Origin of the sequence: Neptuniibacter sp. SY11_33 (genome assembly GCF_047778025.1) — a bacterium.
Taxonomy (GTDB): Bacteria; Pseudomonadota; Gammaproteobacteria; order Pseudomonadales; family Balneatricaceae; genus Neptuniibacter.
The window spans coordinates 3,512,255-3,527,132 of record NZ_CP180543.1 but is presented as its reverse complement, the minus strand read 5'-3'; the positions used below and the strand labels follow the sequence as shown (position 1 = coordinate 3,527,132).

At 46.0% G+C, this 14,878-nt stretch carries 16 protein-coding genes; 13 read left to right on the top strand and 3 right to left on the bottom strand.

Annotated features, from left to right (window positions below; all coding sequences use genetic code 11):
* The first annotated feature begins 9 nt into the window (after positions 1-9).
* The 8 genes from ACMXYV_RS16800 to ACMXYV_RS16765 all read left to right on the top strand — a co-directional run bounded on the left by ACMXYV_RS16800 (position 10) and on the right by ACMXYV_RS16765 (position 7,250).
* On the top strand, positions 10-1,290 hold the full coding sequence (locus tag ACMXYV_RS16800; protein WP_415889556.1) for a UbiH/UbiF/VisC/COQ6 family ubiquinone biosynthesis hydroxylase: 1,281 nt from the start codon (positions 10-12) through the stop codon (positions 1,288-1,290).
* A gap of 211 nt (positions 1,291-1,501) precedes the next feature.
* Entirely contained in the window at positions 1,502-2,614 is a 1,113-nt protein-coding gene (gene gcvT, locus ACMXYV_RS16795; protein WP_415889555.1) for a glycine cleavage system aminomethyltransferase GcvT, read from the top strand.
* A 41-nt stretch (positions 2,615-2,655) separates the two neighbouring features.
* On the top strand, positions 2,656-3,048 hold the full coding sequence (gcvH, locus tag ACMXYV_RS16790) for a glycine cleavage system protein GcvH (protein WP_415889554.1): 393 nt from the start codon (positions 2,656-2,658) through the stop codon (positions 3,046-3,048).
* Between the two features lie 82 nt (positions 3,049-3,130).
* Positions 3,131-4,327, top strand: coding sequence for a class I SAM-dependent rRNA methyltransferase (locus tag ACMXYV_RS16785; RefSeq protein ID WP_415889553.1), 1,197 nt, complete (start codon positions 3,131-3,133; stop codon positions 4,325-4,327).
* Positions 4,328-4,359: 32 nt separating this feature from the next.
* Positions 4,360-5,397 (top strand): NADP(H)-dependent aldo-keto reductase, encoded by a 1,038-nt coding sequence (locus ACMXYV_RS16780; RefSeq protein ID WP_415889552.1) that lies wholly within the window; start codon positions 4,360-4,362, stop codon positions 5,395-5,397.
* Between the two features lie 120 nt (positions 5,398-5,517).
* Complete coding sequence (locus ACMXYV_RS16775; RefSeq protein ID WP_415889551.1) at positions 5,518-5,925, top strand: CBS domain-containing protein; 408 nt, start codon at positions 5,518-5,520, stop codon at positions 5,923-5,925.
* Positions 5,926-6,101: 176 nt separating this feature from the next.
* On the top strand, positions 6,102-7,007 hold the full coding sequence (ppk2, locus tag ACMXYV_RS16770; protein ID WP_415889550.1) for a polyphosphate kinase 2: 906 nt from the start codon (positions 6,102-6,104) through the stop codon (positions 7,005-7,007).
* A gap of 18 nt (positions 7,008-7,025) precedes the next feature.
* Entirely contained in the window at positions 7,026-7,250 is a 225-nt protein-coding gene (locus ACMXYV_RS16765; protein WP_415889549.1) for a phosphatase, read from the top strand.
* 53 nt (positions 7,251-7,303) lie between these two features.
* Here ACMXYV_RS16765 and ACMXYV_RS16760 read toward each other — a convergent pair whose 3' ends face one another.
* On the bottom strand, positions 7,304-7,957 hold the full coding sequence (locus tag ACMXYV_RS16760) for an HAD family hydrolase (RefSeq protein ID WP_415889548.1): 654 nt from the start codon (positions 7,955-7,957) through the stop codon (positions 7,304-7,306).
* Between the two features lie 136 nt (positions 7,958-8,093).
* Here ACMXYV_RS16760 and ACMXYV_RS16755 point away from each other — a divergent pair, with 136 nt between their 5' ends.
* Positions 8,094-8,585 (top strand): RNA pyrophosphohydrolase, encoded by a 492-nt coding sequence (locus tag ACMXYV_RS16755; RefSeq protein WP_415882757.1) that lies wholly within the window; start codon positions 8,094-8,096, stop codon positions 8,583-8,585.
* 15 nt (positions 8,586-8,600) lie between these two features.
* Positions 8,601-10,874: a phosphoenolpyruvate--protein phosphotransferase gene (gene ptsP / locus ACMXYV_RS16750; RefSeq protein WP_415889547.1), complete on the top strand. Its 2,274-nt coding sequence runs from the start codon at positions 8,601-8,603 to the stop codon at positions 10,872-10,874.
* A 19-nt stretch (positions 10,875-10,893) separates the two neighbouring features.
* Here the strand turns inward: ptsP and ACMXYV_RS16745 are convergent, their stop codons facing one another.
* A complete protein-coding gene (locus ACMXYV_RS16745; protein ID WP_415889546.1) occupies positions 10,894-11,664 on the bottom strand; it encodes an NRDE family protein in 771 nt (256 codons plus the stop codon).
* A gap of 84 nt (positions 11,665-11,748) precedes the next feature.
* Here ACMXYV_RS16745 and ACMXYV_RS16740 point away from each other — a divergent pair, with 84 nt between their 5' ends.
* Entirely contained in the window at positions 11,749-12,549 is an 801-nt protein-coding gene (locus ACMXYV_RS16740; protein ID WP_415889545.1) for a sulfite exporter TauE/SafE family protein, read from the top strand.
* Positions 12,550-12,559: 10 nt separating this feature from the next.
* On the top strand, positions 12,560-13,336 hold the full coding sequence (gene lgt, locus ACMXYV_RS16735; RefSeq protein ID WP_415889544.1) for a prolipoprotein diacylglyceryl transferase: 777 nt from the start codon (positions 12,560-12,562) through the stop codon (positions 13,334-13,336).
* Positions 13,337-13,386: 50 nt separating this feature from the next.
* On the opposite strand, the gene ACMXYV_RS16730 is transcribed toward lgt, so the two are convergent.
* Positions 13,387-14,238 (bottom strand): thymidylate synthase, encoded by an 852-nt coding sequence (locus ACMXYV_RS16730; protein ID WP_415889543.1) that lies wholly within the window; start codon positions 14,236-14,238, stop codon positions 13,387-13,389.
* A 122-nt stretch (positions 14,239-14,360) separates the two neighbouring features.
* On the opposite strand from ACMXYV_RS16730, the gene folA reads away from it, so the two are divergent.
* A complete protein-coding gene (gene folA, locus ACMXYV_RS16725) occupies positions 14,361-14,864 on the top strand; it encodes a type 3 dihydrofolate reductase (protein ID WP_415889542.1) in 504 nt (167 codons plus the stop codon).
* The last annotated feature ends 14 nt before the right edge of the window (positions 14,865-14,878 follow it).

The following is a 14,878-nucleotide window of genomic DNA, read 5'->3' as shown; positions in this document are numbered from 1 at the left end:
AGATAGATCATGCCAGAAAATACACAGGCACAAGTGCTTAATTCAGATGTAGTGATTGTTGGAGCCGGCATGGTGGGAGTTACCCTTGCTGCGGCTTTGGCAGATGCTGATATTAAAGTAACGCTATTAGAGCAGCGCGAAGGCGATATTAGAGGTTTCTCTGGGTTTGTAAAAGGTGCACAAGTTGAAGGTTATGACCCTCGTGTCAGTGCGCTAACTTGTGCATCGCAGCAGATTTTAACCTCTGTAGGTGCTTGGAAGTATATGCAGGATTATCGTCTAAGCCCTTACACCGAAATGGATGTCTGGGATGGCGAAGGGACTGGGCATATTCACTTCTCAGCACGAGAGCTACATGAGCCTGCATTAGGCCATATTGTAGAAAACCGTGTGACACTGGCGGGTTTGTATCAGGTTTTATTGGACACACCTTCAGTAGAACTGATTACTGGTGTGACAGTGACGGAGCTATCTCCCCAGTCTGATCAAGGCCGTGCGGTTAAATTGAGTGATGGTCGAATTATTCAAGCGGATCTAGTCGTTGCTGCGGATGGCGCGTTATCGAAAACTCGTCAACATGCTGGTCTGCCGATGGTGGAATGGGATTATGGTCATCATGCCATTGTTACCACAGTTAAAACCGAGCAGCCTCACCAAGCTACTGCTTGGCAGCGTTTTACCGAGGATGGGCCGCTCGCATTGTTGCCTTTGAGTAATGATGAGGGTGATTACTATTGCTCGATTGTTTGGTCGACATCACCAGAACATGCCAATGAGTTGATGGCGTTGCCCGATGAAGCGTTTTGCCAGCAGTTAGGCCGTGCATTTGAGAAGCGTCTAGGGGAAATCGAATGGTGCGATCAACGTAGCGTTTTCCCGTTACGGCAGCGTCATGCTCAGCATTATATTCAACCTGGCTTTGCCGCGATTGGGGATGCAGCACATACTATCCATCCTCTGGCGGGGCAGGGCGTGAACTTAGGTCTGCTAGATGCTGCTCAATTAGCTGAAACTTTGATGGAGGCATCACGTCGAGGCGAGCTATTAGGTGCTCAATCGGTATTACGTAGATTCCAGCGCGAACGCCGCAGTGACAATATTCAGATGTCTTTGGCTATGGAAAGCTTCAAGCGTTTATTTAATACCAGACAGCCTTTAGCTTGCTTGGCACGTAATATGGGTATGAATTTATTGGATAAACTATCGCCCGTTAAAAATCATATTGTGATGGATGCGATGGGCTTATCTGGTCGTTTGCCAGCATTAGCACAGAGAAACATTCAAGAATAATCGACTTGGATAATCTGATCCGACCATAGTCCAACCCTAGTTTGTCGTTCAAAGATTGAACTGTGAAGAGAATCCCTATAAATTGTCTTCCCTTTTTTGTTTTTCAGGTCAATTGATTCGCTCTTGATCTGAAAAGCAGTTGTTAAAGCCTAGCAAGACCTGTTTATAACGATAACAAGGCCTACGCTAGCCCCTGATAAGAGTTAATAATATGGGTAGCAAAACTGCATTGTACGAAAAGCACCAAGAGATGGGTGCTAAGCTAGTCGATTTCGGTGGTTGGGATATGCCAATCCACTATGGTTCTCAGGTAGATGAGCATCACAAAGTTCGACAAGCTGCTGGTATGTTTGATGTCTCCCACATGACGGTTGTAGACGTTACCGGCACAGACGCTAAAGAGTATTTACGTTACCTGCTAGCAAACGATGTTGCTAAGCTGCAGGAAAAAGGTAAGGCGATGTACAGCGGCATGCTGAATGAAGATGCTGGTGTAATTGATGACCTTATTGTCTACCTAATGACAGAGCCAGGTGTTGCTGGTGAGTGGTTCCGTGTCGTTGTGAACTGTGCAACACGCGAAAAAGATTTACGTTGGATGTCTGACCAGACAGCTAGCTTTGATGACGTTGCGCTAACAGAACAGCCAGAATTGGCGATGGTAGCAGTGCAAGGCCCAGACGCATTAGCATTGGCTAAACAAGCTGTAACTGAGTCTCGCGCTAACTTGATCGACCAGTTAAGTGTTTTTCAAGGTTTAGAGTCTGAAGGCTGGTTTATTGCGAGAACTGGCTATACTGGTGAAGACGGTTTGGAAGTGATGCTGCCTGAAGATGAAGTGGCAGATTTCTGGCAGGCACTGGCGGATGCTGGCGTTGCTCCGTGTGGACTAGGCGCACGCGACACTTTGCGTTTAGAAGCGGGTATGAACCTATATGGTGCGGATATGGATGAAACCATTTCTCCACTTGCGGCTAATATGGGTTGGACTATCGCTTGGGAACCGCAAGAACGTGTATTTATCGGACGTGAAGCACTACAGCAGCAGCGCGATGCAGGTGTAAGTCATAAGCTTGTCGGTCTAGTGATGGAAGCGCGAGGTGTTTTACGTGCTCATCAGAAGGTTGTAGTAGAAGGCATTGGCGAAGGCGAGATTACCAGCGGTACATTCTCTCCGACTTTGGGTTGTTCGATCGCTATGGCGCGTGTGCCAGTGGGTACAACGGATGCAGCTGAAGTGGATCTGCGTGGTAAAGGCAAGTTGGTGTCTGTACGTGTAATTCGTCCTTCTTTTGTCCGTAACGGCAAAAAAGTTTTTGACTAAGAATTCGATTTAAACAGGACCCATAGGGGTAGGAAATAAACATGAGTAACATTCCATCTGAACTGAAATACGTTGCTAGTCACGAGTGGATCCGCGTTGAGGGTGATGGCACCGTTGTAATCGGTGTAACAGATCACGCGCAAGACCTTTTGGGTGACGTAGTTTTCGTTGAGCTGCCAGAAGTCGGTGCTGAAGTAGAATCAGGTGATGAAACAGGTGTTGTTGAATCTGTTAAAGCTGCATCTGATGTATACGCGCCGCTAAGCGGTGAAGTTGTAGCAGTTAACGAAGATCTGGAAGACTCTCCGGAACTAGTTAACTCTGACCCATTCGGTGATGGTTGGTTCTTCAAATTGAAGCTAAGTGATGCCGACGAGTTGAATGAACTACTAAGTGCAGAAGCTTACAACGATCTGTGCGAATCTGAAGCTTAAGTCAGATTTAGGCCTCGGCCTGAGTAATAAATACCTTGTCCCGGCTATATGCCGGGACAGTTGTCTGTAAAACAGGAAAAACATGTCACTGCAAACTCTAAAACTAAATAGTGGGGCTGAGCGCAGGCTGCGTGGTGGTCACCTTTGGATCTACAGTAACGAAGTGGATAACCGTGTGACACCGCTTAAGAGCTTTGAACCGGGCCAGCAGGTTATTGTCGAAACTGACAAAGGCAAACCTTTAGGCGTTGCTTATGTAAACCCAAATACGTTGATTTGCGGTCGAATCGTCAGTCGTGATCTTAAATACACTTTGGATCGTTCTTTAATCATTCACCGTCTTAAAGTGGCGCTATCACTGCGTGAAAGCTGCTTTACTGATGAGTGTTATCGCCTGGTGTTTGGTGACAGTGATGCTCTACCAGGTCTCGTGATTGATCGTTTCTACGATGTGTTTGTTGTACAGATATCTACAGCCGGCATGGAAGCGGTGTTAGATGACATTATCGACGCATTGAACAAAGTGTTTACGCCGAAAGCTATTTTGCTGCGTAACGACGGTAAAATGCGTGATATGGAAGGTTTGGAAACCTACACAGAGATTATCCAAGGTGATATCCCTGAACTGTGTCCGTTGATGGAAAACTCTGTACCACTGCTAGCACCACTGCAGAAAGGTCAGAAAACCGGTTGGTTCTACGATCATCGTAATAACCGTGCACAGATGCAAAAACATGTTGAAGGTAAGCGAGTACTGGATCTGTTTAGCTATGTAGGGGGTTGGGGTGCGCAAGCTTTGGCTGCTGGTGCTAACCAGGCTATCTGTGTTGATGCTTCCCACTTTGCTTTAGAAGTGGCAGCTGAGAACGCGCGAATCAACAATGCGTCTGATCGTTTTGAAGGTTTCCACGGCGATGCCTTTGATATCTGTAAGTCGCTGATTGCAGATAAAGAAAAATTTGATGTGGTTGTGTTGGATCCGCCTGCGTTTATCCAGAAGAAAAAGGATATTCGTAATGGAGAGCGTGCTTACTCCCGTATGAATAACTTCGCGATGCGTCTGCTTAAGAAAGATGGAATCTTGGTGTCTGCGTCATGCTCTATGCACCTGCAGCGTGATCGCTTGATCGATATTATTCGTAGTAATAGCCGCGAATTGGATCGTAATGCTCAGATCTTTGATCAGGGGCATCAAGGTGCAGACCACCCAGTACATCCGGCGATTCCGGAAACGGATTACCTTAAATCCTTTTTTGTCAGAGTGTTGCCGTCGTCTTAACCTGATATCTGTTCCCAGATAGGAGCTTTACCATGCAATATCGTCAGCTAGGTAATACTGATCTCAATGTGAGTCTGATCTGTCTGGGAACCATGACCTTCGGGCGACAGAACACTGAGGCTGAAGCGTTTGATCAGCTAGATTATGCCTGGGCACAAGGTATCAACTTTCTTGATGCCGCTGAGATGTATCCAGTGCCAGTGGATGAACGCTATCAGGGGCTGACAGAGACCTATATCGGCAACTGGATGAAGCAACGCAACAACCGCGATAAGGTGATCGTTGCAACAAAAGTTGCGGGACCTGGAGATTTTGTCAGCTTTATTCGACCCGATATGCATTTTGATCGCAAAAATATTCGTGAAGCGATCCAATGCAGTTTGAAACGCCTTCAAACTGATTACATCGACCTCTATCAACTCCACTGGCCAGATCGCACCACTAATTTCTTTGGTAAGTTAGGTTATCAGCATGCTCCAGAAAATGATGGAGCAGCAATATTGGAAACCCTAAACATTTTGAAAGAGCTGGTGGACGAAGGCTTGATTAGACATGTGGGCTTATCCAATGAAACAGCTTGGGGAGCCATGAAGTTCCTAGCCTATGCCGAGCAATTAGGCCTGCCACGAGTTGTTTCCGTACAGAACCCATACAATTTACTAAACCGCTCCTCCGAAGTGGGTTTAACCGAGGTTTTGCTGCGTGAGCAAGTGTCTCTACTGCCTTATTCGCCAATGGCTTTTGGTACCTTGAGTGGCAAGTACCTTAATGGGGGGCAGCCAGAGAAAGGCCGTTTAACTCTATTTCCTGATTACACGCGTTATGTGAATGAACAAGGCTTAAAAGCCACCGAAGAATATGTGTCGCTAGCGCGAGCGCATCACTTGGATCCAGCGCAGATGGCTTTGGCCTTTGTTAATAGTCGTAATTTTGTAGCAAGTAATATCATTGGCGCGACGACGATGGAGCAGCTTACAACGAATATAGACTCAGTAAATCTGAAGCTTGATGAAGGGCTGCTGGCTGAGATTGAGGCAATTCATGTTCGCTATCCAAATCCATGTCCATAGCGTTGTCTAATTGATCGAGAAAGGGGGGGCTGAAACGGCTCCCCTTTTTTGTTGTGCATTTGTCATTTTCGAGTTCTTTGCCAGACTGTAAACAGCAAGATAAAACAGGTGGGTAGGGTTATGTTACAAGTAAGAGATGCGATGTTTCCTGTGAATAAGCCGCTGAGTGCAGATATGCCCCTAGTTGAGGCGGTTTCTCATATTCTAGATTCTGGATATTTAGGCTTACCGGTTGTGGATAATAGCTTGAAGGTGGTTGGCTTTTTATCAGAGTTTGATTGTTTGCCCTATTTAGTTACCGACAGTTATCACTGTGATAGCCACGAGATGGTTGGCGATATTATGCGTACCGATCCACTCACGGTTTCACCGGGATTGAGTATTGTCGATTTAGCTCAGCAGATGGGATTGGATAAACCAAAAGTGTATGCAGTGGTTGAGCAGAATAAGCTAGTGGGCATCATCACTAGAAGTATGTTGATGCATGAGCTAAATGAGTCCTTGAAACACTGTAAAGTGGTAGCTTAAGAGCTGAAAGTCAGTGAAGGTTTAACCGGAAAGGGCGAGGGATCATACCGAAGAATAATTACCGAGAGAATGTTACTTTTTAAAATTATAACGGTTGTTTGATCTATATCAGAAACTCCTGATGTAGCAGGCGCATAATCAGTAATACTGATTAACCAAGCTAGAGAGGTAAGCCTATGAACCAGGAGTTACAGACCCCAGACGTTGATGTTCAAACTGCAGATGTGGTCATGCCACCGCAAGAAGAAATCTGCCCCACTGTACTGCTGGATCAGGAAGTTACTGATCAGTTTGAGTCCAGCGAATACCCTTACGATACAAAGATCTCCCGCAAAGAATACGAAAAGCGCAAAAAAGAGCTGCAGATAGAATTGTTAAAGATGCAGAACTGGGTGCGTGAGACTGGACAGCGTGTAGTTATTCTCTTTGAGGGGCGTGACGCAGCCGGTAAAGGCGGAACCATCAAGCGTATTATGGAACACCTAAACCCTCGTGGTGCCCGTGTTGTGGCTTTAGAAAAGCCTACGGAGCAAGAGAAAGGGCAGTGGTACTTCCAGCGTTATATCAATCACCTACCTACGGCTGGTGAGATCGTGTTGTTTGACCGTTCTTGGTACAACCGCGCTGGCGTTGAGAAGGTGATGAATTTTTGTTCACCATCTGAGTATTTGGAGTTTATGCGTCAGACCCCTGATCTTGAACGTATGTTAGCGCGAAGCGGCATCAAGCTGTTTAAGTTTTGGTTCTCGGTAAGTCGTGACGAGCAATTTCGACGTTTTCAGGCCCGTCGCGTAGATCCGTTGAAGCAATGGAAGCTTTCTCCAATCGATTTGGCCTCTTTAGATAAGTGGGATTCTTACACCGAAGCCAAAGAATCGATGTTTTTCTATACCGATACAGCAGATGCACCTTGGACAGTGATTAAATCTGACGATAAGAAGCGTGCAAGATTAAATGCGATGCGTCATCTTCTCAGCCGCATGCCTTATCCGAATAAAAGTGAAGAGATTGATCTTCAGCCGGATCCTCAAATCGTTAGCAATGCTCAAGGGCAAATCGATCGTCACCCAGTACATAAGTAACAGTTAAGGAGTAGTACGATGACAATGAAACAAACTGCACATGCTCAACATGTTGTCTCGTCTTTTAAGGAGAGATTACCAACAGCATTGTGTAATGATATTGGTGAAGAGCATTTTGATGAGTTAGCACTGTTGATTGAGTCAGCGATCAGTGCGGCTGTTTTGGAAGAGATGGAAAAGGCCGCTGATAAGATTGATAAGTTAGCTCACGATGTTCGCCATTTTGCGGAACGCTTTGATTGAGTTTTAACTGAAATTAAAAAGAGAGGCTATTGCCTCTCTTTTTTATGCGCTGATCAGCGTAGATCAAGAACCGGCCAAAGGTGGGTATTGGCATGATCTTCCAGTGTTTCATCTGGATTTACAGCCACGGGATGAGTCACTTGTTCCAGCAATGGTAAGTCATTGTGGGAATCGCTATAGAAATAGCTACCTTCTAAGTTAAAGTCATTATGCTTTAACCACTCATTCAGACGCGTTACTTTACCATCTTGGAAACAAGGTATGCCCGCAACTTTGCCTGTGTATTCACCATCCACTTCTTCTGGGTCGGTTGCAATAATATCGTCAACACCTAGCTTGTCTGCTATAGGGCCTGTTACAAAACGGTTAGTCGCTGTGATAATAAGCAGGTAATCACCTTGATCACGGTGATTCTGCAGAAGCTCAGCTGCTTTTGGCAGCATAATTGGAATAATTTTAGATTCCATAAACTCTAAATGCAGCTTATCTAGCTCTGTACGTTTCATCTGCGCTAAAGGTTTTAGAGCAAAGGCCAGAAATTCGAAAATATCTAATCCGCCGTTCTTATATTGCTCGTAAAAGTAGTCATTTGCGCGACTATACTCATCGCTATCTACAATCCCTTTTTCGCACAAAAATTCGCCCCATGCGTGATCACTGTCACCGGCAAGAAGAGTATTGTCCAGATCAAAAATTGCTAAGCTCAAAAGAGGTTCCTCAACGAATAAGATAGTGTCGCAAGGATAGGGAGGATACGCGTTGAATGCAATTGTCTGAAAAGGGATTTGCTGAGTATCAAAGAATTATGGAACAATAGCTGAAAAATAATTAGGAATAACTAAAGTGATTGATTCAGATGGGTTCAGGCCGAATGTCGGTATCATTCTGGCTAACTCGCTGGGTCAGGTCCTTTGGGCAAGACGAATTGGTCAAGATGCTTGGCAGTTTCCGCAGGGGGGGATTAATGAGGATGAAACCCCTGAAGAAGCAATGTATCGGGAATTAAGAGAAGAGATTGGACTTGCTGCAGAAGATGTAGAAATTGTTGCAGTAACCCGAGGTTGGTTGAGATACCGATTGCCCAAACGAATGATCCGGCGCAATTCGCATCCGGTATGTGTTGGCCAGAAGCAAAAATGGTTTTTGCTACGGATGTTGAGCGCAGATAGTGCGGTAAAAATTGATCACACTGAATCGCCAGAGTTTGATGGTTGGCGTTGGGTGAGCTATTGGTATCCGCTAGGACAGGTTGTGTCATTTAAACGAGAGGTGTATCGCAAGGCAATGCGAGAATTATCACCTAAACTATCGAGATTTAATGCCATAAATACCTAGAAGGAGAGACACTGAATGCTGGATGTGTTGAAGAAAATTGTACAGGAAGTCAGTATCGCGCCAGATTTGGACTCGGTACTGAATCTGATTGTGCGTCGCATCCAGCGGGCTATGTCCACAGAGGTTTGCTCTGTTTATCTATTTGATCCCGAGGATCAATGTTATGTCTTGATGGCGACTGAGGGTCTAAATCAAGAGGCGGTAGGTAGCGTTCGTTTATCTGCCGAAGAAGGCTTGGTGGGTATGGTGGTAGATCGTGCCGAACCAATCAACCTTGAAAATGCCTCCGAGCATCCCGCCTACAAATATGTTGAGTCCACCGGTGAAGAGCGATTTAGCTCTTTTCTAGGTGTGCCTATTATCCATCACCGCGGTGTGCTGGGTGTCTTAGTTGTTCAACAAAAAGCGCTTCGTCGTTTTGATGAGAGTGAAGAAGCTTTTCTTGTTACCTTATCTGCCCAGTTAGCAGGTGCCATTGCCCATGCTGAGGCTACTGGTTCCTTAGGTGCGATCGGTGAGGAATCTAAAGGCGAAATCGTCAACTTGCGCTTTGAAGGTGTACCCGGTTCTGCGGGTGTCGCTATTGGTTCAGCTACGGTTGTTGCGCCACCGGCGGATTTAAACTCAGTTCCGGATAAAGTTGCTAAAGATGTTGAGCAGGAGATTGCTAACTTCGAAGCGGCATTAAAACTCGTTCGCCGAGATATCAAGGTTGTTGGGCGCAGTTTAGCTCAGCGTTTGCGTTCAGAAGAACAAGCACTATTTGATGTCTATTTGCGGATGTTGGATGACAACGCCTTGGCTGGCGAAGTTGTAGCGAGAATTCGCCAAGGCAATTGGGCACAAGGTGCACTTCGTGAAGTTGTCATGGAGCATGTGCGTCAGTTCTCCATGATGGATGATCCTTATCTGCGTGAGCGTGCGACTGATATCAAAGATTTAGGTCGTCGAGTGCTCGCCTATCTGCAAGAAGATGCACCGGCTGTACTCGAATTTACCGATGAAACTATTCTAGTTGCTGATGAATTAACACCGGCGATGCTTGGTGAAGTGCCGAGCGAGAAGTTGGTCGGTTTAGTCTCTGTGCATGGTTCGAGTAACTCGCATGCTGCGATCCTTGCTCGTTCCATGGGTATTCCGACCATTATGGGGGCGGTTGATCTGCCTCTAACACGTATCGATGGTCGAGAGCTTATTCTTGATGGATACTCAGGTCGAATCTACGTACAGCCGGGAGAAGATCTTCTAACGGCATACAGAGATATCTTGCGTGGTGAGCAGGAACAAGCAGCCGAACTTGAAGCGATTAAGGACCTTCCTGCGGAAACGACAGATGGTTTCCGAATGCCGTTATGGGTAAATACAGGTTTGATTGCCGATGTAGCGCGTTCACTTGACCGCGGTGCAGAAGGTATCGGGCTTTATCGAACCGAAGTGCCTTTCATGATTCGAGAGTTCTTCCCGAGTGAGCAGGACCAAGCGCAGACGTATCGCAAGCAGTTAGAAGCATTCCACCCTCGTCCTGTGACAATGCGTACTTTGGATATCGGTGGGGATAAGTCGCTACCTTACTTCCCTATTGAAGAGGAAAACCCGTTCCTGGGGTGGCGTGGTATTCGAGTGACTTTGGATCACCCAGAGATATTCCTTGTGCAAGTGCGCGCCATGCTTAAAGCGGGTGAAGGTTACGGTAATCTGCGTATCATGTTGCCGATGGTGACTAGCGTAGGTGAAGTAGAAGAAGCAAGTCGTCAGATCGATCGTGCAGTTAAAGAGCTGCAAGATGAAGGGCATGATATAGAGCGCCCATTGGTGGGTGTGATGGTTGAGGTACCAGCAGCTGTATATCAGGTGCGCCGATTTGCCCGTCGTGTGGATTTTATCTCGGTAGGTTCTAACGACCTGACTCAGTATCTGCTTGCCGTAGATCGGAATAATCCTCGTGTAGCTGATCTGTATGTTAGCTACCATCCTGCTGTTCTTCGAGCACTTGTTTTCATTGCGCGAGAAGCCCATAAAGAAAATGTCACGGTTTCTATCTGTGGTGAATTAGCGTCTGAGCCTGGTGGTGCATTGCTCCTAATGGCAATGGGCTATGATGTGCTATCAATGAATGCGACCAACTTGCCTAAAGTGAAAGCCGCCATTCGCCAAGTGAGTAAGGAAGATGCAGGTCAGCTCTTGAAAGATGTGATGGCGATGGATGATGCTGATCGAATTCAGCAATTTATCAATGAGCGTCTCACTGACTTGGGTATATCGCTGCCAAAACAGCCGGTAGTTGTTTAGTCGGTTTTTCTTAAGATAACTACCCTAAGGCTGGCAAAGTAAGTTGATACTCACTTCTTTCTAACGGCCCATTATAATCATACCCTTGTTCGACAACTGTTGTGTATCCATCTGGCTTTTGTAGAAGGAGGGTTATGGCTCTAGTGCCATAAGTCTCGGATCTAATAAAGCTAGAAGAGAGCAGTCTTTCCCATTCAATAGGTACGCCGGTGTCGGGCAGGTTTTCGTCTGCGGCGCGTTGATCGTTAAGCATAATCTCAAACAAAACCCGCTCAGAAATAATCTCACTTTCGATTGTATCTGATAGTGCCTGTTTTACTTGGCTGAGCTTTGGCCATGGTGTATCTAAAAGCGCATTGCTCATACCGTATACGCCTGGCTTTAATTGCTGTGTTTGACCTCCGCGGTTAGAGCAATAGTAAAGTCCAGTTTTGTCACCGGTAAGCAGATTAAAATCGCCGTATTGCGATTTTGCTTTCTCCAATTGCGCTAAATAGCTTTTCGCATCGTGAGGGCCAGTTAAAAAATTGGCTGTAAGCTCACCTCGAGATTTTTTTGATTTGGCCATGTTATTGCCGTCACGAAAATTGGTTACGGCAGAGAACTTTCCTTCCTTGTTAATGCCCAACCAAGTGCCCATCTGTTCTAGATCCCTTCCGGCAAGCACGTGAGCCTGATCGGGCCAAAAATGCATTGCTTGGCTCGTTCTTTGAAAAAACTCATCGCGATTGGCGAGTAAAATCAGAGAGTATTTAGGGTGGGTCTTATACGCGAATGTTATTAAGCACATAGGTAATAGGCCATTAATTGGGTAATATAGCGATCGTTTTTATTGTAAGTGCAAATTGCACAAAGGCAGAGTAAAGGATAAAAGATGCTGATCACAATTCTTACCTATTTAATTTTAGGCGCAGCAGCAGGGGTTGTTGCCGGCTTATTTGGTATTGGTGGTGGTCTGTTGATCGTGCCGGTATTGGTCTTTTGCTTTGAATTGCAGGGGATGGCGCCTAGTGTGCTAACTCATGCGGCGGTTGCCACCTCTTTAGCGACGATAGTGGTGACTTCGATCAGTTCTACGATGGCACATAACAGCAAAGGCGCGGTCCGTTGGGATATTTTTAAGCCTTTAACGGCCGGTATTCTATTGGGCGCATTTCTTGGTGTTAAAACAGCGGGGCAAATGACCGGTGAATGGCTGCAAATTGCATTGGGAAGCTTTGCTATTTTAGTTTCGATCCAGATGGCGTTGAGCTTAAAGCCTGATGCGGGTGAAAAATCGGCGAGTACCAAATCTTTTGTTATCTCAGGTGGTGTAATTGGTTGGCTCTCCAGTATTTTTGGTATTGGTGGTGGAACCCTAACCGTGCCTTACCTCACTTGGGGGCGAGTGCAGATGCAGCAAGCTGTTGCTACATCGGCTGCCTGTGGCCTTCCTATTGCGGTAATGGCGGCTCTAACCAATGTTTGGGAAGGTTGGGGTAATGCTGATATGCCTGATTGGAGTGCAGGTTACGTCTACCTACCTGCATTTGCAGGTATTGTTTTGACCAGTTCTTATTTTGCTAAGTTTGGTGCTAAATGGGCGCACAGCCTGCCGGGACCAGTTTTAAAGCGGATTTTTGCAGTCTTTTTATTCTGTGTAGGACTGCGTTTCTTAATCAGTAACCTAGTTTAGGAGTAGCGCTGTGTGGGTTCATGAAATTAACCCGATCGCATTGGATGTCGGGCCATTGCAGATTCATTGGTATGGTCTGATGTACTTGATCGGCTTTGCTGCAGCTTGGTGGCTAGGTGTAAAGCGTGCGCGTTTGCCTGGATCGGGATGGACTGAAGAGCAGATATCCGATCTGATCTTCTGGGGCGCTATGGGCGTGGTATTAGGTGGTCGAATGGGGTATGTCCTGTTTTATCACCTTGATCGCTTCCTGCAAGATCCGCTTTGGCTGTTTGCTGTCTGGGAAGGGGGAATGTCTTTCCACGGAGGTTTACTCGGCGTTATCGCGGCTATGTATCTGTTTGGCCGAAAACACGGTAAATCCCTCTTTACCATGACTGATTTTGTCGCTCCTTTGGTGCCGATTGGTTTAGGTGCAGGCCGTATTGGTAATTTTATTGGTGGTGAGCTGTGGGGGCGTGTAACGGATGGCCCTTGGGGAGTCGTCTTCCCTCGCGGTGGAGATCTACCTCGTCATCCCTCTCAGCTGTATGAATTTGCGCTGGAAGGCCTCGTGTTATTCGTGGTGCTTTGGTGGTTCTCATCTAAACCGCGACCGAAAATGGCGGTGTCTGGTTTATTTCTTCTGCTCTATGGCTTGTTCCGGTCTTTAGTGGAGTTTGTGCGCGAACCAGATGCGCATCTTCAGTTTATCGCTTTTGAGTGGCTAACTATGGGGCAGTTGCTTTCTTTGCCAATGATCCTGTTGGGGTTGTTCTTGGTTGGGCTTGCTTACAAGCGGGGATGAAATTGAGCATAAAAAAAGAGGCCAAATAGGCCTCTTTTTTATTGTCTGATTTAAACTGAGAAGGGATACTGAATAGGGTCGTGGTGCTGATAGCCTTCAACTTCAAAGTCATCAACGGTTACCCATGTTTCCAAATCTTCCAGCGTTTTGATATCTGGATTGATCTTAAACGTCGGCAACGGTAACGGCTCACGTTTGAGCTGCACATCGCGCATTAACTCAATCTGGTCTTCATAAATATGGGCATTCACGATCTTGTGATAAGCCTTGCCCGGTTTGTGACCGGTGATCTGCGCTACGATCGCTAGTAAGAAGTACACCTGTACCATATTAAACGTCAGACCTAATGGTACATCGCAGCTTCGCTGAGTGCTGTTTAGGTAAAGTGTATCGCCTAACAGTGAGAAGTGATGGCTATACATGCAAGGTCGTAAGCAACCCATGTGGAAGGCGCCCGGGTGATAGAAAGTATAGATCTCACCACGATCATCAATCCCGTTTGATAGGTTATCCACAATTTTGCGCAATAGATCGATGCTGCCGCCATCGGGCTTTGGGAAGTTTCTGCCTACTTTGCCGTATATGAAACCGCAATCATCTTCACCCTTGCGATATGGGTTGGCTAGCCACTCAGCATTATCGTTGGCATTGGCATCCCATGTTTTGGTGCCAATCTTGCGAAAATCTGCTGCGTTATCATAACCGCGGAGATAGCCAAGCATCTCTGCAATCGCTGATTTGTAAAAGCACTTACGCGTAGTCACCATAGGGAACTGCCCTTGGCCGACATCATAAGTTAAATCAGCATTAATGACGGTAAGGCAGCGTTTGCCTGTGCGTTTGTTTTCTACCCAAACGCCTTCATCGATAATTCTTTGGCACAGATCTAGGTATTGTCTCATTGGTTTGTGCTTAACCCTGTGTTTAAATTCAGTGAGATTATGTTACCGAATGTTAAGTATTTTTGGTAAGAATATAAAATGATGCTTAATATCTTAGCGATATAAGTCGATTAGGAGTTTCGATGAACTTAGCAATTATTGTTGCACAAGCTAAAAATCGAGTGATTGGCGTTAACAATAAGCTGCCATGGCACTTACCTGAAGATCTACGTTACTTTAAACAAGTGACTATGGGTAAGCCGATTATCATGGGGCGAAATACCTATGAGTCTATAGGTCGTCCATTACCTGGGCGAACCAATATCGTTATCTCTAGGCAGGAATCTTATGCGCCTCAAGGTGTCAAAGTTGTTTCTAGTCTAGAAGCGGCTATTGATATGGCTGAAAGTGTAGCAATGATCGATGGCGCATCCGAGGCGATGGTCATTGGCGGCGGTCAGATTTATGCGCAAGCGATAGAGAAGGCTGACCGTTTATATCTGACAGAAGTTGATGCAGAAATAGAAGGGGATGCTTGGTTCCCTGAATTTGCGCGAGAGAATTGGAAAGAAGTGGGTAGAGACGATTTCTCTGCAGAAGGACCTAACCCATACAACTATAGCTTTATTGTTTTAGACAAAATTTAAAGAAGGCAAAGTAG